A 22496-nucleotide genomic window follows, 5' to 3' on the forward strand; every position below is an offset into this window, starting at 1 on the left:
TCGATTCGATGTGGTCGACGTCGATGTCGGCACCGTCGCGCACGGTGGTGTCGCGCCCGGCGGCGGCGCGCTCGCCGGTGCCGCTGGCATCGGTGTCGAGGTCGGAGTCGCCGATGCCGGGACCGGCGCCGCCGGCAGTGCCCGCTTCAAGGTCGGAGGTGGTGCCGCTGCCGAGCTCGAGCACGTCGTCGCGCGCCAGGCCCGATGCGCCGACCAGGTCGCTGCCGCTGTCGGAGGAATCGCTGGGGCCGAGGGCGCCGGTACCGTGGCCGGTGCCGAGCTTGCGGTCCGGGGTTTCAGGGAAATTATCGGGGTCGAGCGTGCTGATGCCTGTCATGGTGCCTCCGGAAATGGTGGGTGCTGTGTGGTGACAGCGTACCCAACATCGGCGGATGGTGTCGCACGGACAAGGTTGATAGATGACGTACGAGGCTGCGGAGCGAACCTGGGCCCCCGCCGAGCGCCGCCTTGGCGCGGGGGCGACGGCTCTACAGGTGGTGGTCGAACGGAACAGCTTACAGCTCCGCTATGCGGCACCGACGGATCAACAGGTAGTGGCCTCGCAGCTCAAGCGGGCGTTGCCGCTGCGGCCGGCCGCCAGTTCATGCGCTCGGTGATATCCATGCCGATCCCGCGATACCCCGTAAACCGGCTCGACGAATCGAACATCGGTTCGCCGCTCACTTGCAGGTACTGCACCGTGCCATCGGCGCGCGTGCGCGTGAAAATGAAATCGAGAAATGGCGTACGGCTGGCGATATTCTCCTTCAGCTGGGCACGTTCGTCCGGGTTCCAGCCGCCGTCGCCGTCGCTGTCGGCGCCGATGCCCAGCATCTCGCTGACAGGACCGGAAAACCGGGTCAGCTGGCCCTGCGCATCCTGCTCCCAGTACCAGTCCGACGACAGCTCGGTAAAGCGCTGGAAGCGCGCTTCGCTGGCGCGCAGTTCGGCGGTGCGCTCCAGCACCGTCTGTTCGAGCTGGCGGTTGTAGTCGGCCAGGCGGCGGTACAGCAGGCGTACTTCCAGCATGTTGTGGATGCGCGTCTGCACCTCGATCAGATCGAATGGCTTGCTGACGAAATCCTTGGCGCCAGCCTTGAGCGCGCGCAGCTTGTGCCCTGGCTGGGCGGTAATCACCAGTACCGGCAGGTAGCCGCCGCGCTCGATCAGCTTGAGTCCTTCGATCACTTCGAACCCGTCCATCTCCGGCATCTGCAGGTCGAGCAGGATCAGGTCGTAGCCGTGTTCGGCGTGGGCGGCGCACACGGTGCGCGGATCCTGAGTCGTGGAAATGTTGACGTAACCTGCGTTACGCAACATTTGTTCAAGCAGCATCACGTTCGCTTCCTGATCATCGACGATCAGGATGTTGCCACTCAGGATTTCAGAAGGGTCAAGCATGTCGTTCTTTCATAATGGTGCATTGGTGCCGGTGTCGACAGGTTCGGCGAGGCCGTGTTCAGCCGCGTGCTGGATGGCGAGATCGAGCGCATCCATGAATTCGCGCACGCGGATCGGCTTGGTGAGGTAGCGGAAAAATCCCGCTTCCAAGCCTTTTTCGATGTCGCGCGGCATGGCGTTGGCGGACAGCGCCACCACCGGAATGTGCGCGGTACCGCTGTCTTCGCGCAGGATCTTGAGCGCGCCGTAGCCGCTCATGCCGGGCAGGTTGATATCCATCAGGATCACGTCGGGCTTGCAGGCGCGCGCCATTTCGACCCCGTGGTAGCCGTCCACGGCGGTCAGCAGTTGCAGGTCGCCGCGGCGCTCCATCAATTGCTCGACCAGCGCCAGGTTGGCCGGATTGTCTTCCACGTACAGCAGGCTCGGCTGGCGGCCGATCCTGCGCGCGGCAGCCTGGCGCCGGCTGCGCTCCAGGTCATCATCGTGCTCCGGCGCCAGCGCGGGTTCGGCGGCGCTGGCGAATTCGACCCAGAACACGGTGCCGGAACCGACCGTGCTGTCGACGCCGATACGGCCATCCATCAGCTCGACCAGGCGCTTGGTGACCACCAGCCCGATGCCGGTGCCTTCCTCGGTACTGTTTTCCTGGCCCAGGCGGTTAAACGGCTGGAACAGTTGCGCCAGCTGCATGGGCGCCAGGCCGGCGCCGGTATCTTCCACGCTCACGCGCACCCGGCCGTCGGCCACCAGGTCGCAGGTCACGCTCACCGAGCCGCCTTCGCGGTTGTACTTGATCGCGTTCGACAGCAGGTTGATCATCACCTGTTTCACGCGGGTGCGGTCGGCGTGAATAAAGAGCTGCTTGTCGACGATCGGAAAATGCAGGCCAAGGTTGCGGGTGGCGGCCTGCGGGCCGATCATGCCCTGGCAGTCGAGCAGCACCTCGCCCAGCGACATCGATTCCTGCGACATCGTTACCTTGCCCGATTCGATCATCGCCAGGTCGAGGATTTCGTTGATCAGGCGCAGCAGATACCAGCCGCCCTTGAGGATCTGGTCGATCGAACGCTGCTGGTGCGGGGCCGGCGGCGGCACGTCGGACGCCATCAGCTGGGCAAAGCCGAGCACGGCGTTGAGCGGGGTGCGCAGTTCGTGGCTCATCGAGGACAGGAATTCGGATTTGGCGCGGTTGGCCTTGTCGGCCGTGGCGCGCGCGCTTTCGAGCTCGGCATTGGTTTCCTGCAGCGCATACTCGAACTGCTTGCGCTCGGTCACGTCGCGCGCGGCGGCGAACACGCCCTGCAGCTTGCGCTCGCGGTCGTAGAAGGTGCTGGCGTTATACGACACCACCGTCTGCGTGCCATCGCGCGCCATCGCCGTCAGCTCGTAATTGGTCACCTTGCCTTCGCGCAGCACGCGCGTGACGGCTTCCTGCGCCCGTTCCGGCTCGGAAAAATAGCTCTTGAACGGCGCGCCGATCAATTCGTCGCGGGTGCAGCCGGTGAGCGCTTCCATCTGCTGGTTGACGTCGCTGATGATGCCGCGCGGATCGGTGGCGATCAGGGCATCGGTATTCGATTCGATCAGCGAGCGCGTATAGAACTGCTGGTCGCGCAGGCGCTGGTCGAGCAGCGCCTGTTCGGCCTCGACCTGCTTGCGGGCGGTATTGTCGCTGCCGATCAGCAGGTAGCCGATCACGCGGCCGGGCGCGTCGCGCAGCGCCGTGACCGACACCAGCGCCGGAAAGCGCGTGCCATCCTTGCGAATATAGGTCAGTTCGTAAATGTCTTCGATCCCGCGCAGGGCCTTGTACACCATCGATTCAAAGCCGGTGGCGATCGGCTCGCCCATTTCGTGGCTCAGTTCGGCGGCGCGCGCTTCCAGTTCCGGGCGGTCGGAAATGTCGGCCGGGGTCAGCTTGTCGACCACTTCGGCGGCGGCGTAGCCCAGCATGCGCTCGGCGCCGACGTTGAAGATCTGGATCACGCCCTGGGCATCGGTGGCGATGCTGGAAAAATTGGCGCTGTTGAAAATCGCATCTTGCAGCGCGCCGGCTTTGAGCAGCGGCACCGCGTGCAGCGCCCGCTCGGCCTCGGTACGCTTGCTGATCGCGCGCTGCACCCGCACGAACAGCAGCGCCAGGAAAATCAGCAGCAGGATGATGCTGGCCTTGATCAGGTTGACCGCCCCTGCCGAATCCACCGCATAGTTCAGGGCGATGCCGCCGACCAGCAGCAGCACCGCCAGGGTGGCGCCGAAGCCGATCACCATCAGGCGCTCGACCGAGGTGTTGTGCAGGAAACCGGTACTCATCCGATGTTTCCCTGGCGGTGACGCACGTCCGACAGCAGGCGCGTGAATTCCTTCCTGACGACGGCGTAGCATTCGCACACATCGTCTTCCAGCCCGGCCCGGTCGAGCACCGTGATGTGCCCGCGCCGGTAACTGATGTAGCCGTAGCCTTGCAGGCGTCCGGCCGCTTCGGTCACGCCCTCGCGCCGCACGCCGAGCATGTTGGCGATCAATTCCTGGGTCATGGTCAATTCATTGGACGGCAGGCGGTCCAGGGTCAGCAGCAGCCAGCGGCACAGTTGCTGCTCCACCGAATGGTGCCGGTTGCACACCGCCGTTTGCGACATTTGCGTCAGCAAGGCCTGGGTGTAGCGCAGCAGCAGGCGCATCACGTGGCCGCCGCGGTTGAATTCTTCCATCAGGATCGCGGCCGGCAAGCGGTAGGCATGGCCGCGCGTCTGCACCACGGCGCGGCTGGGCGTGCTGTCGCCGCCCATGAATACCGATACGCCGAGCACGCCTTCATTGCCGACCCCGGCAATTTCGGACGAGCCGCCATTTTCCAGCAGATAATGGAGCGAGACGATCGCGGTGGTGGGGAAGTACAAATGGTGCAACTTGTCGCCGGATTCGGACAACACGTCGCCAAGCAGCAGGGGAACCAGTTCGAGGTGCGGCGCCAGACGGTCGAATTCGGCGTCAAGCAGCGCTGCCAGCAGGTGATTCTGATTAGGGTCGTGCTTACTGGACATGGGAGACAGCCTATTCTTCCAGTGAGAGATGGGTGGTTAATCCGACAGAATATCACGCGCAGTCATTCCACGACGCAATGCTGGACGTAAACGCCGCGCGCGTCCGTACGCAAGCGTACATACAAAGGGCGCGTTTTCAGGTATCGTGTTCTTACGGCGAGCGGTGACCGGGCGCATGCGGGCGGGAGATTGGCTGATGAGAAATTTTTTGCGCCAGGTGCGCATTTCGGTTTCGGTATCGGCGCTCCTGGCGCTACTGATCGGCCTGGCACTGACGGCGCTGCTGTTCGCCTCGGTGCGGCGGGTCGAGTCGCATGCGCGCACCTTGCAGTTCAAGCAAGAGGCGAACCTGCGCATCAATGCGGTGTCCGGCGGGCTGGCGGATGCAATCGAGCAGCTCATGGTCATCAACCAGCTGTTCAATACCTTCGGTGTGGTCGAGCGCGAACAATTCCGCAGCTTTACCGCGCCCTTGCTGGCCCGCTATCCCGAACTGCAGGCGCTCAGCTTCCAGCGCCTGGTGAGCGACGCCGAGCGTCCGGCCTATGAAGCGCTGCAACGCCGCCGCGTGCCGGACTTTACCATTACCGAATTCATCAACGAACGCCACGTTCCGGCGCGCCGGCGCCCCTTCTACAACGTGGTCGAGTACATCGAACCGACCGCCGGCAATGGCATCGCGCTCGGGCTCGATACCGCCGCCATGACCACCTACGGCGATGCGCGCTCGCGTTCGCGCCGCAACGGCCGCGTTGCCGCCACCGGCCTGCTGTCGCTGGTGCAATACCGGGGTTTTCATACCGGCTTCCTGGTGCTCGCGCCGGTCTACCAGCGCCTGGCCCCGCAAGACACCGTCCGAGAGCGCCAGCGCGCCGTGATCGGCGAAACCGCCGCCGTGTTCCGCGTCGACCACCTGATCCATACCCTGCTGCGCAACGCCAGCCTGCTCGACCAGCCCGGCATGTCGATCAACATCTATGCATCGGGTTCGGCGCAAGCGACCCAGCTCGCGTTTTCCAACGGCAAGGCGGAATCGCCATCCAGCGCTACCGGGACGCTGCCGGTCTGGCTGCTGTACAACCATGCGGCTCCGGTAAATGCGGTGTTCCAGGTGGCGGGCGAGCCCTGGTTCATCGAGGTGGCCCAGCAACCGCGCTCATTCATCGACACCCGCGCCGGCTCCTGGTACGCGCTGCTCGGCGGCTTGTTGTCGAGCATTTTGATGACCGTGTATATCTACGACCTGGTGTCGCGCAGCTCGACGATCGAGCGCGTCGCCGGCGAACGCACCGCGGCGCTGCAGTTCGCCAACCTGCGCCTGACCGAAGACCTGGCCCTGCGCAAACGCACGGAAAAGGCACTGCGCCTGCGCGAAAAAGTCATTGAAGTATCGGCCAACGCCGTCATCATCTGCAACGCCCAAGGGCCCGACTATGCCGTCGAATACGTCAATCCGGCGTTCGAGTCGATCACCGGCTACACCTCCGCCGAGGTGGTCGGCAAAAGCCTCAAATCCCTGCATGGCGCCGGGCACGACCAGCAGAATACCGAGGAAATCAGCGCCGCCCTGCGCGAACAGCGCGAAGGCCACGTGGTGCTGCGCAACTACCGCAAGGATGGCAGCGGCTACTGGAACGACCTGTTCATCGCTCCGGTGCGCGACGAGGGCGGCGCGATCAGCCACTTCGTGGTGGCCCAGTACGATATCAGCGCCGTGATGCGCTTCGAGGCCGAGCTGGAGTACCAGGCCAACCATGACGCCCTGACCGGGCTGGCCAACCGCCACTTGCTGGCCGAGCGGCTCTCCAGCGCCATCGCGCAGGCGCACCGCGCGGGCACCGAACTGTGGGTCGTGTTCGTCGACCTCGACCGCTTCAAGTTCGTCAACGACACGCTCGGCCATGAAGCCGGCGACGCCATGCTGCGCGTGCTGGGCGAGCGCATCAAGGGCGCCGTGGGCGAGGGCGACACGGTATCGCGCATGGGCGGCGACGAGTTCGTGCTGGTCTTGCCCGGCCATCCCGGCGACGGCGACGGCTTGCGCCTGCTCCAGCGCATCATGGACGCGGTGGCCGAGCCGCTGCGGATCCAGGCGCACGAATTTTTCGTCACGTGCAGTCTGGGCGTGGCGGTCTACCCGGCCGACGGCGCCAACGCCGACACCCTCACCAAGCATGCCGACATCGCCATGTACCGGGCCAAGGAACTGGGACGCAACACCTACCAGTTCTATCGCCCCGACATGAATGCGAGCACCCTGGAGCGCCTGCGGATCGAGGCCGACCTGCGCCACGCGCTCGAACGCAACGAACTGGTGCTGCACTACCAGCCGCAGATCGACGTCAAGAGCGGCGCCATCGTCGGCATGGAAGCGCTGCTGCGCTGGGAGCATCCGGTGCTGGGGGTGGTTTCGCCGCTGCGCTTCATTGGCCTGGCCGAAGAAATGGGCCTGATCATCCCGATCGGGGCGTGGGTGATCCGCACCGCCTGCCTGCAAAACATGGCCTGGCAAACGGCCGGGATGGGCCGGCTGCGCATGGCCGTCAATTTGTCGGCGCGCCAGTTCACCGGCAAGGATTTGCTGCAATCGGTAACGGACGCCCTGCAGGAAAGCGGACTGGCGCCGGGCTGCCTGGAGCTGGAGCTGACCGAGAGCATGGTCATGAGCGATGTCGAGAACACCATCACCACCTTGCGCATGCTCAAGCAACTGGGCGTGCATCTGGCCATCGACGATTTCGGCACCGGCTATTCCAGCCTGTCGTACCTGAGCCGCTTTCCGCTCGACGTGCTCAAGATCGACCAATCCTTCGTGCGCGACATCGCGCTGGGAACGGACGGGGCCGCGATCGTGGTGTCGATCATTTCGCTGGCGCACAGCCTGCGCCTGAAAGTCATTGCCGAAGGGGTGGAGACCGCCGAACAGCTCGCTTTCCTGCGCGAGCATGGCTGCGATGAAGTGCAAGGCTATTTCTTCAGCCGCCCGGTGGGCGCGCTGGAATTTGCCAGCCTGATGGCGCACGCGCCGTGCACGATGGCCTGAAGCGCCTTGCGGGCGGGCGCAGCGGGCCGGCGCCGCCACCAGGCCCGGATTGGCTCAGAACGAGTGGCGCATGCCGATATTGAGGGCCGACCAGCCTTTGCCGCCGTCAGGCGCCGTGGTGGCCATGTAGCCCGGGCCGGTACGGTGCTTGACCAGCGAAAAGGCGGTATAGAAATCGGTACTGCGCGAGATCTTATAGGTGGCGCCGAAAGCGAGCATGTCCACATCGCGGTTGGCGCGGTCGCGGTCGTTCTTGCGCACGAAGGACACCAGATAGGTCATGGCGCGCATCGGCACCGCAACGCCCACCAGGATGTCGCGGCTATCGGTCGAGGGCGTGCTGGCCATGGCGGCGCCGTACGGGTTATCCGGATTCCACAAGGGCGAAGCCCCCCAGCCACGGTTGGCGCTGTAGGCGGCATAGGCCTTCATATTGCCCAGGTCGACATTGGCGGCGACGATGGAATTCTTGGCATCCATGCGGTTGCCGAGCGCGGTTGCCGGTGCCACCTTGGCAACGCTCTTGTTCTGGTGCGCCAGGCGCAGGGTGACCGGGCCACCGGAGATACCGACCGACAAGCCCCAGGCGCGGCTGTTCTGGCGGTCGCGTTCAAAGTTACTGAGGGCAAAGCGGCGTGGTTCGGTGACGTCCTGCAAGCCCATGCGCTTGCCGGGATAGCCGAACACCTTGGTGGCGGTCTCGGGCGTGCCCGAGTCGAACAGATCGCTGACATCGACCAGCGCCAGACCATGCTTCGCTTCCGACGGCGTCAGGGCGGCCCGGTACACGGAAGTTTGTGTTTGGGCATTCGCACCCGCCGCGCAGGCGCACAAGGCAACAACGGCAAAAGAAGATGGTTTCATGATGGAACTCCGTACAATGAATTCTACGCTAGTTACGTTATCCTCCAACCGGTATTTTTGTTCTGTCCGTTACCCCACATAGCAAGCTATCATCGTCGGCATTTGATTGATTCCCGGCCTGACAGGATGACCACAGTGAGTAACAGCAGCAGCAAAACCTTCCGTTATCCCAAGATGCCCGGCACCTTGCGCGCCGATGTGCTGGCGGTCTTGCTGGCATCGGACGACATGACCGGTATTGAGAGTATTTTCGACCAAAGAAAGCAAAGCTTGAGCACGGTAATCCGGGCGCTGATCCGCAAGTACGGCTGGCCGATCGAGCGCCGCGACTTTCCGACCAACACGGCCGATGGCCGGGCTGGCTGGGCCTCGGTGTATTGCCTGCCGCAAGAGGTGATCGACGCCGCCCTGGCCGGCGCCGGGCGCGACTGGCTGGACGGGGTACGGGCGGCCCGCGCGGCGCGCCGGCGCCGCCCGCTGCGCTCGCCGGGGGGCGCCAAAGGCAAAATAGTTGCCGAGGCAGAGGAGCACGAGGGCGAATGAAGCACCGCCAGCAACGCTGGCGGCGGCTTACGTCAACGCGACCAACAATCAAGGATGATATGGGTCCGGAGATTTACAAGGTGGCCGACATTGGGCGCGGGTACCTGGCCGTGATGGCAAAGCCGGTGGCTGGCGAATGGATAGACGACGAGTTTGCCGGGATCGCCAGGTATGGCATTAGCGGCATGGTTTCCCTGCTGGAGCGGCACGAGATACACGAACTCGGCCTGGTCAATGCGCCGGCGCTGTGCGCGTCGAACGGCATCGCCTTCACGCATTTCCCGATTGCCGACCGGGGCTTGCCGGGCGTGCCGGGCGTGTTTGCACTGGTGCAGGCGCTCGGTCGCCGCATCGAGGATGGTGAACATATCGTCATTCATTGTCGGGCAGGCATCGGGCGCACCGGATTGATGGCTGCCGCCGTGCTGGTAAGGCACGGCTGGACGCCCGAGGCCGCGTTCAGGCAGGTGTCGGCGGCGAGGGGCGTGCAGGTGCCGGATACCCCGGAACAGCTTGCCTGGGTAGGAACGCACCAGAAGCGCTTGCTCACAGCCTGAGTGATTCGCCGTCCTTGCAAGCCGACCGCGACTTTCCCCGGGAGCGCCGAGTCCCACGCGGGAACCAAGCGGCGTGCCGGTGCCAGGCGACACGCTACGTCGCCGCGCGCGCGGCATGGATCGACGCCAGGCGACAGGCTACGTCACCGCTTGCGCGCGGCATGGAACGCCGCCCGCGACGAACAAACGCAATGGAACGGCATGGTCCGCATAGCCGTCCGGCCGCACCACAAGCGCGCGGCCTGGATTGAGGCCAAGCGACAGGCTACGTCAATACCTGCGCGCGGCATGGAACGCCGCCCGTGACGGGCGAACGCAATGGAACGGCATGGTCCGCATAGCCATCCGGCCGCACCACAAGCGCCGCCACGCCTTCCAGTTCCGCCTCCCTGCCCGGCACCGATGCCGTCACTACATTCACCCAGGCGCCGTCCAGGGCAGGCTGACAATTTCCCCGCACCCCGCCATCGAGCTGCAACACCAGCCAGCGCCCGCCCGCCAGATACTCGTACAGCGACGACGCCGCCCCATCGGCATGCCTCAGTGGCCAATCGGGCAACCTGCGGCCGGTCCAGCGCGCGCACCCGTCCCCGCCCGGCTCCCCGGACAGCAGCGCCGCCGGATAGCGGATGCCGAAACCCGACAAATCGTGCGCCAGCGTCGCATTGAGTTCCGCCCCCTTCATCAGCTCGCTGAGCGTGGCGCGCAGGGCTTGCCCTGCCGGGCCGAAAGAATCCATCATCAGCGCACTCTGGGCCAGCGTGTTGCGGTACAGCGCCGCTCCCACCGGATGGCGTTCGCCTTCATAACTATCGAGCAGCGCCGCATCCGCCCTGCCGCGCAACACGCCAGCGAGCTTCCAGCCCAGGTTCATGGCATCCTGCATGCCCACATTCATCCCCTGCCCGCCGGCCGGCAAATGGATATGGGCCGCGTCGCCCGCCAAAAAGATCCGCCCTTGACGATAAGACTGCGCCAGGCAGGTTTGGTTCGAAAAACGTGACAGCCATGCCGGCGCATGCATGCCGAAATCCTCCCCCGCCACACGCCGCGTCGCTGCCGACAGTTCCTCCAGGGTGAGCGGAACCTCCAGCGCCACCTCGATCTCCTGCGCATCGACCACGATCACCCGGTACAGCTCGCCGCCGAGCGGCACCACCATCAGGCCGCCCGCCGGGTTACCCAGGCTGATCGCCCGGCCCGGTGGGGGCGTCAGCAGGCGGACATCCCCCAGCATCGCCGTTTTGGTGGGCGCCACGCCATCGACCGCGATGCCGGCCTGCCGCCGCACCAGGCTGCGCGCGCCATCCGCACCGGCCAGATAAGGCGCAGCCAGCCTGAACGGCTCCCCGGCCCGGGTGCCACTGACCCATACGCCATCCTCATCCTGCCCGCTTGCCTCGACCGTCGCCCCGCGCCGCAAGTCCACGCCCAGTTCACCGGCCCAGGCTTCGAGCAACTGCTCCGTCACGCTCTGGGGAATGAACAGGGTGAAGGGATACGTGCTGTCGCAGGCGCTGAAATCAAGCCGGGTCGGCAGTCCGGCAAAATGGCCGCTGGGAATGGGCATGCCGCGCGCCAGGAAGCGCCCGGCCACGCCGCGCAGCGCCAGCATTTCCAGCGTGCGTCCGTGCATGGTCAGCGCGCGCGATTGCGGCACCGTCTCCGCCCGCCGTTCGAGCACCGTCACGCGCACGCCGGCCAGCGCCAGTTCACACGCCAGCAACAGCCCGACCGGGCCGGCGCCAACCACGATTACCTCTGTATTGCTTGTCATCGTCATATAAGCTAACATCGTTAGGGGGTCGCAAAGGTAAACCTGACACCGTTAGATTGTCAACAAAAAGAGGAAAACAATGGGAATTTCGCGCGCGGCGGTGATCGCCACGGCACTCGGCTTGCTCGATGAAGTCGGCCTGGAAGGATTGACAATGCGCCGGCTGGCGGACGCCCTCGACATCAAGGCCGCATCGCTCTACTGGCACTTTGCCAACAAGCAGGTGTTGATGGACGGCATGGCCGACGCCCTGATGGCGGAGGTGGCGCAGGGAGTGGCGCCGGCCTCATGGCGCGAGGCGGCCGGCGCCACGGCGCGGGCGGTGCGCGCCGCCCTGCTCGCCCGGCGCGACGGCGCGCGCGTGTTCGCCGGCACCTATGTGGTCACCGACAACGTGCTGCGCGTGGCCGAGTCGATGATCGGCCCGCTGCGCACGGCTGGCGCCAGCACCCGCATGGCGGGCTGGGGCGCGTTTTCCATCCTGTACTACGTGCTCGGGTTTGTGATGGAGGAACAGGGCCTGGACCCGGCCGCCGCCGCCCCCATCGATGCGGCCAGCCGGCGCGCTCCGTTCGAGGAATTGGCCGCGCAACGCTATCCGCACGTGCTGGCCGCCATGGACGATCTGTTCGACATGGATTTCGAGGCCCGCTTCGAGGCCGGACTGGACCTGATCCTCACCGGCCTCGACGTCAAGATCAAGGCCGGCGCGGGCTAGAACTGTTCCCACTCATCGGCCTGGACCGACGGCTTGACGCTCCGGGTCGCGGCTTTGGCCGGGGCCTTGGCTGGCGCCCTGGCGACCACCCTGGCACGCGCTGGCGCGGCAACCGCACTGCGCGCCGGCGTGCGCGGCGGCGCGCCGTGCGCATCGTCGCCATGCAGCTTGAACACGCTGACCGCCTCGGCCAGTTGCACCGCCTGCCCCTGCATGCTCGCGGCGGCGGCGGCAGCCTCTTCGACCAGGGCCGCATTTTGTTGGGTGGCATTGTCCATCGCCACGATGGCCACATTCACCTGCCCGATCCCGGCGCTCTGCTCGGCGCTGGCGGCGGCGATTTCGCCCATGATGTCGGCCACCTGGCGCACCGACGCCATGATCTGCCCCATCGTTTCGCCGGCCTGGTTGACCAGCGCGCTGCCAGTGTCGACCTTGCCCACCGAATCGTCGATCAGCGCCTTGATTTCCTTGGCGGCGCTGGCCGAGCGCTGGGCCAGGTTACGCACTTCCGACGCCACCACCGCGAAGCCGCGCCCCTGCTCGCCCGCGCGCGCCGCTTCGACCGCGGCATTGAGCGCCAGGATGTTGGTCTGGAAAGCGATAGCGTCGGTCACGCTGATGATATCGACGATCTTGCCGGAACTTTCCTTGATCGCGCCCATCGTTTCGACCACTTCGCTGACCACGCGGCCACCCTTGTTGGCGTGCTCGGCGGCGGAAACCACGAGCGTGTTGGCCTGGCGCGCATTGTCGGCGTTCTGGCTGACGATGGACGTCAGTTCTTCCATCGACGACGCGGTTTCTTCCAGGCTGGCGGCCTGGTTTTCGGTGCGCGACGCCAGGTCCATATTGCCGGCGGCGATTTCGGACGAGGCGGTCGTGATCGTGTCGGTGCTGCTGCGCACGGCGCCGACGGTGCGGGTCAGGCCCTCCACCATGTCCTTCAAGGCCGTCAGCAGGCGCCCGGTTTCATCCTGGCGGGTGACCTCGATGCGGCTGGTCAGGTCGCCGCGCGCGACCGTTTCGGCCAGGGTCACCGCTTCGCCGATGGGCACGGTCACGGAACGGGTGATCAGGAAGCCGGCCACGGCCGACATCGCGCTGGCCAGCGCCAGCAGCATCAACATCATCAACGCCGCCGAGCTGGACGCGTCCGCCGCATCCTTGCCGTCGCGCGCCATCAGTCCGGTCTGGTATTTGAGCACGGCATCGAGCCGGCCGAAGTACGCGTTCTGTACCGGAATGACTTCCTTGAACAGGAACTGGATGGCCGCGTCGCGCTCGCCCGCTTCGAAGCGCTTGACCGCTTGCGAGCGCAGCTGGAAATAGGCATCGAAGGCCTTGGCCTGATCCTGGAATAGTTGTTTCGCTGCGTCGGCGCCCATCATCGCGCCCAGCTTGGCGGATGCCTCGGCGCCGGTGCGGTCGGCATCGAGCATGCCGCTCATCAAGGTCTTGGACTGGGCCGGATCGGGCGCCAGCATGGCATTGCGCAGCGACTGGGCGCCGCGGTTGGCGTAGCTGCGCATGACATTGGTCAGTTCGACCTGGACGTAGCGGTCGTTGACGATATGGTCGGTCAGGGAACTGGTGTAGCGGATGCGGCTGATGCCGAACAGGGACATCACCAGCAAGATGCAAATCGTCAAGCCAAACCCGATTGCCAGACGCGCACCAATTTTCAGATGAGAAAACATCACGACAATCCCCCTTGACAGCGTTCACATGGGCTAAGCAATGAGAATCATTGTAAGCCTGCTGCATGCAACGCAGTCAAAGGGTGTTGTTAAGCGGCACAGCCGCCCGGTTTAGCGCTGGGCCGGCACGAACTCTTGCAGCACGGCCTGGCGCAGCAGCGTCGGCGGCACCAGCCCCTGCGCCAGCACGAAGTCGTTGAAAGCCTGGCGGTTGAACTTCTTGCGCAGGGCGACCTCGGCTGCCTGGCGCGTTTCCATCAAGCGCTGGTAGCCGTAAAAATACGAGGTTGCCTGGCCCGGCGCGCGGAAGGTGTAGCGCTGCACTTCCTGGGTCGCCATGCCTTCCGACAGCCCCACCTCATCCATCAGGAAGGCCTTGACGCCTTCCGGCGTGATCTCGCCCAGGTTGACCATTGGATCGAGGAAGGCGCGGGCGGCGCGGTGCATGCGGGCTTGCAGCGCGAACAGCTGGCCGTCGAGCGGCTCGTAGGGCTGCATTTCCGCTTCCGCGTACAAGGCCCATCCCTCGACGTTGACGCTGTTAAATGCAAACACCGCGCGCGCGGTCGAGACGCCGGTTTCGATCATCTTGGCAAATTGCAGCTCGTGCCCGGGGCGCGCTTCGTGCGCCGTCAGCGTCCAGGTTGCCGCTTCGTGGGTGAAGTCATCGAAGGCCAGCGTTTTTCCCTTGGCATCGGGCGGCATGCCGGCGGTCAGCACGAATTCGCCATATTCGCCGGTGTTGCCAATCAGGCGCGGCGGGTTCATGTGCGGGGCCGGCTGCGCCGCGCTCTCGGCGGTGCTGGCCATGCGGATCACCGCCTTGCGCTCCGGCAGCGACACGATATTCTGCGCGCGCACGGCCGCTTCGATCTGGTTCAGGCGGTCGGCGTACAAGGGCATGACCTGCTCGGGCGCCACCTGCTGCTTTTTCAGCTCGGCCATCACGGCGCGGTAATCGGGATTGGCCAGCTTGCGCTCGCGCGCGATCAGGCCGGCGGTGATATTCATCTGGTTGCGGATTTCGGCGAACGATGTCAGCGCCTTGGCGATCAATTCCTGCGGACTGATATCGACCCCGAACTGGCGCAGGTTATTCGCATAGACCTCGGCCGGCAAACGATGGTCGCTGCGCGCGCGCGGCAGGATCTGCTTTTTCACGTGCTCGTTGTAGGCCGTCAGCTGCGTTTCCAGCGCGGCGAAACTCGGTTCCCAGCCTTTCAGGTCGCTCTTGCTCAGCAAATCCTTGATGCCCTTGATCAGGGTCGGGCTATCGTTGATCGCCTGCTCCACTTCATCCTTGAAAGGGCCGACCAGGTTCTTGTTCGCTTTCAGGCGCTCCTGCAAGCGTTCGACCGCCAGTTCGGTGGCCGGGCGATATCCCTTGGCCAGGCCGGCGTATTTCTGCAGCCGGACCAGCAGCGTCTTCTGGCGCTCCTTGGGAATGCGCGGATCGAGCGTCTGGCGCACCACGCCGAACAATTGGTCGGCCAGATTATCGAACGGGACAAAATACTTGCGGTCCAGGGCGGTCCCGCGCATCTGGTCCTCGGCGCTGCCGATCAGGATATCGATATCCTGGCGGATTTTGACGTCGGTTTCGGCTTTGCGGCGCTTTTGCAGTTCCGCGATGACGGCGCGGGTATCTTTATTGGTCAATTCGAAGCGGTCGCGCGACAGGTCGGTGATCTCCTCGTCGTAGCCATCGACACCCAGGCCGCTGGCGCCTTCAGGTGAATATTTGGCCATCACGTTGAGCACAAGCTTGGCGTTGGTATTACTTTTGGTAACCCACGCCGGTTCGGCCGCAGAAACAGTGGCGCACAGCGACAGCATGGCCAGGGCGACGGCGGCGCGGATAGTACGGATGGTGGTGTGAGGCTTCGACATGACGCTCCTTGATTTATACATATGCGGCCTGACCGGGAACCGGCCGGATGCGCGGACCACTGTTTTACCAGATACCGGCCGATTGATCAAAGCTTGCATGTCAGCCTGCGGCCATCGAACCGGCAGGCTGTGGCAGCATCAGAGAAATTTACAGCCGCCCGAACACCTGCTCGAACGCGGCGAAGGTCCCGCGGTCTTGACGATCGAGCACCGCGAACGTCACGTGGCGGAACGCATTCTTGTAGCGCGGGTTATGCAGCAACTGGGCGGCGAACCAGCCCGCCATTTCCTCAGGCAGATTACCGAACACGCCGCAGCCCCAGGCCCCGAGAATCACATCCTGATGACCGTGATGCAGGGCCAGCGCCAGCAGCATGTCGATTCGCCGCAGCATGCGCGGCGCCACATCCTGCATCCGCTCCGGCTCATTGCGGGAAAGCGCACCCCGGTTCACGGCCGGCGCGGTCACGATGGAAACGACATAAGGCGCATCGAGCAAGGCATACGCATCGTCGCGAAAAACCGGCACCTTGGGCGAATAGATCATGTCGTCGTTGTAGATGCAGGACTTGAGCGCGCGATTGGCCTCGTACATGGCGGTCATCTGCACGATGCAGGGATACAGGCCGGACGATTTGGCCAGGTTTTCTTCCTGCGCCTCGGCGCCGCCCAGAAAGCCGCCGCCGGGGTTTTTCGCGGAGGCGAAATTGAGACACAGCGGATTCTCGCGCCCAACAGCAACGCCGCGCCGGGCTGCGGCCAGGGTCGATTCATTGCGCACTTCAAAGCGCGTGAGCGCCGCTTCGCCCGACACCGGCGCCGCGCTCAGTTGCGCCAGCTGCTCGGATGAATAATGATGGGATTGCGCTTTGGCGAACGCCAGGGCCTCGGCAATGGACACGGTTTCTCCGTGCGCATTTTCATAGTTCCCCCGCTCCAGCACGGCCAGGGTTTCTTGCGCAACGGCTGCGCGATAATGTCGATTATTCATTGGTGTTCCTTTTTCTTTTTATGATGGTCATTACGTAAAACACGCACGGCGGCAGCGTTGCACCGGCCGCGCATCTGCATCATAAATCACTTAGTTGGAATATACAACTAACTTAGTTTGTATTTTCAACTAAGGAGTGGAAAGTGGTAAAATCCGCGCTCGCCACAACGAGGAAAACAATGAGTACCGCCGATCTCACTGAACAGGAATATCTCGCCAGTTACAACGTCCACGCGTTCGATGTGCCCTTGACCAGCGTCGACCTGGTGATCTTCACGGTCAGGGAGCAGGCGCTGCACGTGCTGCTGGTACAGCGCGGCGCGCATCCGGCCAAGGGGCAATGGGCTTTGCCGGGCGGGTTTATCGATGTCCGGCGCGACCTCGATCTGGACGCGACGGCCTTGCGCAAGCTGCGCGAAAAGACCGGAGTGTCGGCCCCTTATCTGGAGCAATTGCAGGGATTCGGCAGCAGCACGCGCGACCCGCGCGGCTGGTCCGCCACGTTCGCCTATTTCGCGCTGATCGGATCGGATCATATTGAACTCCAGCACGGAGCAGGGGCGGACGCCGCTTGCTGGCACTCGATCGGCGAGGTCGGCGCGGATATCGACCTGGCATTCGACCACGCCATGATCGTGACCACCGCGGTGCAGCGGCTGCGCAACAAGGTTGAATACACGTCGCTGCCGGCGCATTTGCTGGCGGAGGAATTCACCTTGTCCGACTTGCAGCGCGTATATGAAATCGTGCTGGGGCGGCCGATCGACAAGAGCGCCTTTCGCAAACGCGTCAAGGAAGGCGATTTTCTGGAAGAGATCACCGGCAAGCAGCGCCACGGCAGCAATCGCCCGGCGCAGCTGTACCGCATCCGCAGCGGGCAGCCGACCGTCTTTTTCAGCAGGACGATGGGAGCATGAACACGGCACGACTCCTGCACGACGTTTTTTCATCCATTTTTTGACTGGCCTGGGCGATGAGTAAATTAGCTTGTACCTGCGGAAAAACGATCAGCGACGTCAGCGATTCGCTGCCCTACAAGGCATCGTTCCTCCCCGATGTTAACCGCAACCCTTCTTTGACTGGGTTGTCGACGAGACGCAGAGTTTCGTCACGGCGGCCGTGAATGGCAGCGTTGACGAATGGCTTCTGCAAAAGGGCTACGGCCAGGGGTATGTCGATTTGAAGCTAAGCCACGGCGATATCGTGCACGACCACATTCACACGCAATACCTCAGTCTCTCGCGGGATATATTTGAATGCAAGGAATGCGGACGTGTCCTCGTCGAACTGAGCACCAAAAACCAGTTCACTGCGTACACACCCGATAGCGGTAGCTACAACCGCGTACTTGCTGGCGAACCGCCAGTCGACGCGGAGGATCTGTAACGATCAATCCCGGGATGGACTGCGCCGGCGTTTTCCCATTCACTCATTGCTCGCCCGGCCCATTTGCCACATGCCACGCCGGCAACGGCTCGCGCTTGCCTTTCCACTCGTTTGGAATACCTGACAGGCCAGTATATGAGGCGACGATGCCGCCCACGATAGCGCAAACGGTATCGCGATCCCCGCCTGCGCTGACGGCGAGCCACAGCGCCTCCGGGTAATTATCAAGATGGTGGCTGCAGCACCACAGTGCAAACGGCACCGTATCCTGCGCGGACATGCCGGTGCCGTTGCCAAGAATGGATACCGCGAATTGGACCGATGTGACGCTGCCGATCGACTGCGCCCGCACGATACGCGAGCGCACCTCGCTTTGGGGCAGCAGCGCCAGCACGCTTTCCAGAAAGTCGCGCGGCGTTGGCAGGGAAACGCAGCCGCGCAGACGGACCGCCTGCGCGGCGGCAAGGGCCACGGCGACGGCGCCAGCTTCCCCTTCGGCGTGCGCATGCGTGACTTGCGCGGACAGCAGCGCCTGCCCGGCCGCCATCTCCAGATCGTCCGCGAAGAAAGCACCCAACGGGGCCGCGCGCATGGCCGCGCCATTCCCCCACGAGCCCTGCCCCTCAAAGGTACTGCCGGCGACCACACGCCAATGTTCGCCCTCGCGAATGCGGGCCAGTACCCGTTGCATCGACGGACCATAGGCCCGGTCGTAATCGTAATGGCTGGCCAGGCTGGCGGCCAGCCGTTCCTGGTCGATGCGGCCACATTGAGCGAGCATGGACAGCACCGACAGCGACATCTCCGTGTCGTCGGTGTAATGCCATGGCGCCGCCGGCAACTGGCGTTCGGCAACGTGGCGGTCCGGATCGGCAAGCTGAAAAAAACACTGACCGAACGCATCCCCAACCGACAGGCCCTCAAGTGATTCAAGTGCACGTGCTAATGGACTCATCAAGAATCGACCTTCATATGACGTGAATGGACGCTGCACACTACCTTGCATTCGATAACAGGCGCGCTTTCAGTGCGTCGGGCAGCTAACGCAACTCTCCAGGGAGATCCTTTGAAAACGTCCAGCCACCAAACAGGCGCGCCACGCCTTCCATCGGGGTCGAGCTGGCGCACGAATCGGCGCCGGATACGACGACCTTGCCGAGGTTCCGGCGCCTGCTGGAGAAGCACAATTCCACACGACAAATTTTCTACGAGATCAATGACTACTTGGCCAGCAAAGGCACGCTTCCTTACCTGTTGCGCCGTCAAGCAGGTGACATACTTCGAATTGATCATGGATCATCCGTCATTCTTCCTGAAAAAGAGGGACCGGAAAAGCTTGTACAAGCGCCCTGATTTGGGGTAATCACAACGCGATGGGTCCAGCTTTGCCAGGATTCCGGGATCGCATCCACCGTAGCGAAGTGCGCCGGTACAGCAGACGTTGATGGCTGCGCATGCCTGATCAATGTCGTCGCCGGTCACCGGCTGCCGAACAAAATAGGTATCGCTGTTATTGTTGGTTAAGGGCGCGAGCAGCGACGGCGCCTCATTTTCCGGCAGCTCGCAGGACATGCAGTCGCTACACCATATGCCATTTCGCAGTTGACTTCCTGTCGTGTAGAAGGGACCTTCCGCGTTTTTGGGGAATCGTTGGGGATGAAGGTAATGGTCGTGTTCCATGGCGGGCGTCACAGATCCGACAGGCGCTCGCGCGGCACCCAGCCCTGGACTTTCCGCCCGCTCTTGGGATTGGTGTAGTTGACATACACGTAGCCGTCCGCAGCCAGGCTGGCGGTCACGCTGTCGCCCGGCACCACGAACACGCCGTGCATAGCGCAGTTCGTATCGGGCGCGCTAAGGAATTGCAGGCGCCCACTGCCCGAGACACGGCTGACCAGCTGCGCGCGCAAGGGTTGGGCATTTTTCCGGGCCAGGAATCCCTGCGCACTGCATATGCTCGGCGACTCAACGGCGAGAGTCACATCGGCGCCGTGCCACTGATAGGTTTCTACGCCGGCTTGCTGGCCCTCTTGATTGCTCAGGTGCAAAACTGGTTCGCTTCCGGCCATGCCGGAGCCGGCGATGTGGCGACAGCGCCCGAATTCTTTCGACACTTTCGCCCCCTCGTCCGACACTTCCAGCATCAGATAGACATACGTGCACGTCGGATCGGCGCGAATCGTTTGCACAACAACATATTCGGGTCCGCCCTTTGAATAGTAGGGTATCAGGGATGCGGAGTCTGCACCGATGGAGGCAATTTTCTTGCCGGCGAAGAGGAGCTGTACCGGCTCCGTGTTCCGAATGACCTCGACCTTGCCATAGCTTGTGTGAAGCTCTGTGACGGGCTCCGCCGCGCAGGCAAGCAGCGGAGCGAACAAGATCGCGGCGGTCAGTTGTTTGATGTGGGTAAAGTTCATGTGCGCGCCCAAAAAGTCGTCGTATTCTAGCAGTGATGCAAAGACTGGCCCGCAGTCGGTTCACTTGCGTATCCCAACGCACGCACTGTGGTCATGGGATAGATTATGATAAGCCTACAATAATTATCGAATTCATATCGCAAAGTTCCTATGCACCACTACACGCTCCAGCAAAAATCGTTTTTGCTACGGGCGTTACAGATCCGACAGGCGTTCGCGCGCCAACCATCCCTGAACTTTGCGTCCGCTTTTTGGATTGGTGTAGCTCGCATACACGAACGCACCGGAGGCCAGGCTGGCCGTCACCTTATCACCTGGCACCACAAACACGCCAGGCATCGCGCAGCCGGCATCGGGAGCGCTCAGGAATTGCAAGCGTCCGGAACCCTTGACGCGGCTGGCAAGCGGCGCGCGCACCGGCGCGGCATTTTTCTGGGCCAGGAACCCGGCTGCGCCGCACAGGGTGGGCGATTCAAACACCAGGTTGACGTCATCGCCCTGCCACTGATAGGTTTCGACCCCGGCTTCCGGGTCCACCCGACTGTTCAGATGCACCACCGGCTCGGCCCCGGACATGCCGGCGCCGCCAAGGTCGAGGCATTGTCCGAATTCCTTCGACACCTTCGGCCCACTATCGGACAATGCAAGCAAGCGATATGAGTAATGGCAATGCAAACCAGGGCGGCTGCCTTGCACGATGATGTATTCCCGCTCCGCCGCGGAAGTAATGCGAAACAGGGATGCGCTGCCGACGCCGAGGGTCGCGATTTTCTTGCCCGCGACAAGCAGGTGCGTGACATCCGCGTCCGCAATCACGTCTACCCTGCCATGGCGCGTCTCGATACTGGCCGTGATGTCGGGTGGCGCCGCAAAGGCCAGCAGCGGGACGAACAAGATCGCGGCCGTCAGTGTTTTGATGTGTGTAATGCTCATGTATGTGCCAAAAAGTACGCCGTATTCTATCAGTCGCGCGAACGCCGGCCGCAGCCAGTCCGCTTGCGTATCCCAACGCACGCACCCAGCTCATGGGATAGATTATGATAGGCCCACAATAATTATCGAAATCATATCGCAAAGCCACTATGCACCACTACACCCTCCAGCAAAAATCGTTTCTGCTTCTTCTCGCCCTGGTCACCATCGGCTTCGGCTGGATCCTGGCTCCCTTTGCCGGCGCCGTGTTCTGGGGCGTGGTGCTGGCGATCCTGTTCGCGCCGCTGAACCGCTGGCTGCTCAGGAAGACCAATAACAAACCCAACCTGGCAGCCTTCCTGACGCTGCTGTCGATCGTGGTCATGGTGATCTTGCCGCTGTCGCTGGTCGCGGTGTCCCTGGTCGACCAGGCCGCCTCCATCTACGAAATGGTCCGCTCCGGCGATCTGAGCGTGGGCACCTACTTCAAGAAAATCATGGCTGCGCTGCCGCAGTGGGCCGTCAATCTGCTGGAACGTTTCGACCTGTCCACCCTGTCGAAGCTCCAGCAGAAGATGACCGAAGGCGCGTCCCAGGTCAGCCAGACCGTCGCGCGCCAGGCCATCCATGTGGGCAGCTACACCGTCGATCTGATGGTCAGCATGTGCATCATGCTGTACCTGCTGTATTTCCTGCTGCGCGATGGCCAGGCGCTCGCTGCGCGCATCAAGGGCGCCGTTCCGCTGAGCCGCAAATATAAACAGCGCCTGTTCAACAATTTCACCGCCGTGACCCGCGCTACCGTCAAGGGCAATATCCTGGTCGCGATTGCGCAAGGCGCGCTCGGTGGACTGATCTTCTGGTTCCTGGACGTGCAGGCGCCGGTGCTGTGGGCCGTGGTGATGGCATTCCTGTCGCTGCTGCCGGCGGTCGGGGCGGCCCTGGTGTGGGCGCCGGTCGCCATCTATTTCCTGGCCACCGGATCGATCTGGGAAGGCGTCGTACTGAGCGCCTTTGGCGTGGTCGTGATCGGACTGGTCGACAATATCCTGCGCCCTATCCTGGTGGGCAAGGACACCAAGATGCCAGACTATGTGGTGCTGCTTTCCACCGTGGGCGGCATGGCGCTGTTCGGCCTGAACGGCTTTGTGATTGGCCCGGTGGTGGCGGCGCTGTTCATTGCCGCCTGGGACCTGTTTGCCTCGGCCAGCGAGTTCCATACCGACTGAGCGCCTGGCCGCATCCGC

19 protein-coding genes are annotated in these 22496 nt (G+C 63.5%); 7 read left to right on the top strand and 12 right to left on the bottom strand.

All coding sequences use genetic code 11. From position 1 onward, the window contains the following. Nucleotides 1-567 precede the first annotated feature (567 nt). Genes PO883_RS27100 through PO883_RS27110 form a run of 3 tightly spaced genes read right to left on the bottom strand, consistent with a single transcriptional unit; the run spans nt 568 to nt 4448 of the window. Nucleotides 568-1401: a response regulator gene (locus tag PO883_RS27100; protein ID WP_289312524.1), complete on the bottom strand. Its 834-nt coding sequence runs from the start codon at nt 1399-1401 to the stop codon at nt 568-570. Between the two features lie 9 nt (nt 1402-1410). After that, the gene (locus PO883_RS27105) at nt 1411-3717 is read right to left on the bottom strand and encodes a PAS domain-containing hybrid sensor histidine kinase/response regulator (protein ID WP_289312525.1); all 2307 of its coding nucleotides are present in this window, start codon (nt 3715-3717) and stop codon (nt 1411-1413) included. Next, nucleotides 3714-4448: a Crp/Fnr family transcriptional regulator gene (locus PO883_RS27110; protein WP_289312526.1), complete on the bottom strand. Its 735-nt coding sequence runs from the start codon at nt 4446-4448 to the stop codon at nt 3714-3716. Before PO883_RS27110 ends, PO883_RS27105 begins: the two co-directional genes overlap by 4 nt. A gap of 196 nt (nt 4449-4644) precedes the next feature. Between PO883_RS27110 and PO883_RS27115 the strand changes: the two genes are divergently transcribed. Continuing rightward, the gene (locus tag PO883_RS27115) at nt 4645-7491 is read left to right on the top strand and encodes an EAL domain-containing protein (RefSeq protein WP_289312527.1); all 2847 of its coding nucleotides are present in this window, start codon (nt 4645-4647) and stop codon (nt 7489-7491) included. A 54-nt stretch (nt 7492-7545) separates the two neighbouring features. Here PO883_RS27115 and PO883_RS27120 read toward each other — a convergent pair whose 3' ends face one another. Next, the gene (locus tag PO883_RS27120) at nt 7546-8355 is read right to left on the bottom strand and encodes a porin (RefSeq protein ID WP_289312528.1); all 810 of its coding nucleotides are present in this window, start codon (nt 8353-8355) and stop codon (nt 7546-7548) included. Nucleotides 8356-8490: 135 nt separating this feature from the next. Between PO883_RS27120 and PO883_RS27125 the strand changes: the two genes are divergently transcribed. Next, nucleotides 8491-8898, top strand: coding sequence for a hypothetical protein (locus PO883_RS27125; protein WP_289312529.1), 408 nt, complete (start codon nt 8491-8493; stop codon nt 8896-8898). After that, on the top strand, nt 8895-9455 hold the full coding sequence (locus PO883_RS27130; protein WP_289312530.1) for a hypothetical protein: 561 nt from the start codon (nt 8895-8897) through the stop codon (nt 9453-9455). The genes PO883_RS27125 and PO883_RS27130 overlap by 4 nt, the downstream gene beginning before the upstream one ends. 265 nt (nt 9456-9720) lie before the next feature. Here the strand turns inward: PO883_RS27130 and PO883_RS27135 are convergent, their stop codons facing one another. Beyond that, a complete protein-coding gene (locus PO883_RS27135; protein WP_289312531.1) occupies nt 9721-11238 on the bottom strand; it encodes an FAD-dependent monooxygenase in 1518 nt (505 codons plus the stop codon). Between the two features lie 73 nt (nt 11239-11311). Between PO883_RS27135 and PO883_RS27140 the strand changes: the two genes are divergently transcribed. Beyond that, on the top strand, nt 11312-11950 hold the full coding sequence (locus tag PO883_RS27140) for a TetR/AcrR family transcriptional regulator C-terminal domain-containing protein (protein WP_289312532.1): 639 nt from the start codon (nt 11312-11314) through the stop codon (nt 11948-11950). Here the strand turns inward: PO883_RS27140 and PO883_RS27145 are convergent. The 3 genes from PO883_RS27145 to PO883_RS27155 all read right to left on the bottom strand — a co-directional run bounded on the left by PO883_RS27145 (nt 11947) and on the right by PO883_RS27155 (nt 16531). Continuing rightward, complete coding sequence (locus PO883_RS27145; protein WP_289312548.1) at nt 11947-13650, bottom strand: methyl-accepting chemotaxis protein; 1704 nt, start codon at nt 13648-13650, stop codon at nt 11947-11949. The genes PO883_RS27140 and PO883_RS27145 overlap by 4 nt on opposite strands. A gap of 111 nt (nt 13651-13761) precedes the next feature. Continuing rightward, nucleotides 13762-15540: a DUF885 domain-containing protein gene (locus tag PO883_RS27150; protein WP_289312533.1), complete on the bottom strand. Its 1779-nt coding sequence runs from the start codon at nt 15538-15540 to the stop codon at nt 13762-13764. Nucleotides 15541-15688: 148 nt separating this feature from the next. After that, the gene (locus tag PO883_RS27155; protein ID WP_289312534.1) at nt 15689-16531 is read right to left on the bottom strand and encodes a TIGR02452 family protein; all 843 of its coding nucleotides are present in this window, start codon (nt 16529-16531) and stop codon (nt 15689-15691) included. Nucleotides 16532-16710: 179 nt separating this feature from the next. On the opposite strand from PO883_RS27155, the gene PO883_RS27160 reads away from it, so the two are divergent. Beyond that, nucleotides 16711-17448, top strand: a complete 738-nt coding sequence (locus PO883_RS27160; protein ID WP_289312535.1) for an NUDIX domain-containing protein — start codon at nt 16711-16713, stop codon at nt 17446-17448. Between the two features lie 202 nt (nt 17449-17650). Then, complete coding sequence (locus tag PO883_RS27165) at nt 17651-17917, top strand: hypothetical protein (RefSeq protein WP_289312536.1); 267 nt, start codon at nt 17651-17653, stop codon at nt 17915-17917. A gap of 43 nt (nt 17918-17960) precedes the next feature. Here PO883_RS27165 and PO883_RS27170 read toward each other — a convergent pair whose 3' ends face one another. The 4 genes from PO883_RS27170 to PO883_RS27190 all read right to left on the bottom strand — a co-directional run bounded on the left by PO883_RS27170 (nt 17961) and on the right by PO883_RS27190 (nt 21270). Continuing rightward, nucleotides 17961-18872 (bottom strand): ADP-ribosylglycohydrolase family protein, encoded by a 912-nt coding sequence (locus PO883_RS27170; RefSeq protein WP_289312537.1) that lies wholly within the window; start codon nt 18870-18872, stop codon nt 17961-17963. A 341-nt stretch (nt 18873-19213) separates the two neighbouring features. Beyond that, nucleotides 19214-19597 carry a hypothetical protein gene (locus PO883_RS27180; protein WP_289312538.1) on the bottom strand — a complete coding sequence of 128 codons (384 nt, stop codon included), beginning with the start codon at nt 19595-19597 and terminating at the stop codon, nt 19214-19216. A gap of 8 nt (nt 19598-19605) precedes the next feature. Next, the gene (locus PO883_RS27185) at nt 19606-20337 is read right to left on the bottom strand and encodes a hypothetical protein (RefSeq protein ID WP_289312539.1); all 732 of its coding nucleotides are present in this window, start codon (nt 20335-20337) and stop codon (nt 19606-19608) included. 195 nt (nt 20338-20532) lie between these two features. Then, entirely contained in the window at nt 20533-21270 is a 738-nt protein-coding gene (locus PO883_RS27190; RefSeq protein WP_289312540.1) for a hypothetical protein, read from the bottom strand. 149 nt (nt 21271-21419) lie between these two features. Here PO883_RS27190 and PO883_RS27195 point away from each other — a divergent pair, with 149 nt between their 5' ends. After that, the gene (locus PO883_RS27195; RefSeq protein WP_289312541.1) at nt 21420-22478 is read left to right on the top strand and encodes an AI-2E family transporter; all 1059 of its coding nucleotides are present in this window, start codon (nt 21420-21422) and stop codon (nt 22476-22478) included. Nucleotides 22479-22496: the final 18 nt, after the last annotated feature.

Source organism: Massilia sp. DJPM01, from assembly GCF_030348125.1.
GTDB classification, from domain to species: domain Bacteria; phylum Pseudomonadota; class Gammaproteobacteria; order Burkholderiales; family Burkholderiaceae_D; genus Telluria_A; species Telluria_A frigida.

What these genes read in the sequence shown, in the direction of transcription:
- PO883_RS27170 (WP_289312537.1), bottom strand. Translation starts at nt 18,872, where the DNA reads ATGAGTCCATTAGCACGTGCACTTGAATCACTTGAGGGCCTGTCGGTT.
- PO883_RS27105 (WP_289312525.1), bottom strand. Translation starts at nt 3,717, where the DNA reads ATGAGTACCGGTTTCCTGCACAACACCTCGGTCGAGCGCCTGATGGTG.
- PO883_RS27110 (WP_289312526.1), bottom strand. Translation starts at nt 4,448, where the DNA reads ATGTCCAGTAAGCACGACCCTAATCAGAATCACCTGCTGGCAGCGCTG.
- PO883_RS27160 (WP_289312535.1), top strand. Translation starts at nt 16,711, where the DNA reads ATGAGTACCGCCGATCTCACTGAACAGGAATATCTCGCCAGTTACAAC.
- PO883_RS27100 (WP_289312524.1), bottom strand. Translation starts at nt 1,401, where the DNA reads ATGCTTGACCCTTCTGAAATCCTGAGTGGCAACATCCTGATCGTCGAT.
- PO883_RS27140 (WP_289312532.1), top strand. Translation starts at nt 11,312, where the DNA reads ATGGGAATTTCGCGCGCGGCGGTGATCGCCACGGCACTCGGCTTGCTC.
- PO883_RS27155 (WP_289312534.1), bottom strand. Translation starts at nt 16,531, where the DNA reads ATGAATAATCGACATTATCGCGCAGCCGTTGCGCAAGAAACCCTGGCC.
- PO883_RS27135 (WP_289312531.1), bottom strand. Translation starts at nt 11,238, where the DNA reads ATGACGATGACAAGCAATACAGAGGTAATCGTGGTTGGCGCCGGCCCG.
- PO883_RS27195 (WP_289312541.1), top strand. Translation starts at nt 21,420, where the DNA reads ATGCACCACTACACCCTCCAGCAAAAATCGTTTCTGCTTCTTCTCGCC.
- PO883_RS27150 (WP_289312533.1), bottom strand. Translation starts at nt 15,540, where the DNA reads ATGTCGAAGCCTCACACCACCATCCGTACTATCCGCGCCGCCGTCGCC.
- PO883_RS27180 (WP_289312538.1), bottom strand. Translation starts at nt 19,597, where the DNA reads ATGGAACACGACCATTACCTTCATCCCCAACGATTCCCCAAAAACGCG.
- PO883_RS27130 (WP_289312530.1), top strand. Translation starts at nt 8,895, where the DNA reads ATGAAGCACCGCCAGCAACGCTGGCGGCGGCTTACGTCAACGCGACCA.
- PO883_RS27120 (WP_289312528.1), bottom strand. Translation starts at nt 8,355, where the DNA reads ATGAAACCATCTTCTTTTGCCGTTGTTGCCTTGTGCGCCTGCGCGGCG.
- PO883_RS27115 (WP_289312527.1), top strand. Translation starts at nt 4,645, where the DNA reads ATGAGAAATTTTTTGCGCCAGGTGCGCATTTCGGTTTCGGTATCGGCG.
- PO883_RS27145 (WP_289312548.1), bottom strand. Translation starts at nt 13,650, where the DNA reads ATGTTTTCTCATCTGAAAATTGGTGCGCGTCTGGCAATCGGGTTTGGC.
- PO883_RS27190 (WP_289312540.1), bottom strand. Translation starts at nt 21,270, where the DNA reads ATGAGCATTACACACATCAAAACACTGACGGCCGCGATCTTGTTCGTC.
- PO883_RS27185 (WP_289312539.1), bottom strand. Translation starts at nt 20,337, where the DNA reads ATGAACTTTACCCACATCAAACAACTGACCGCCGCGATCTTGTTCGCT.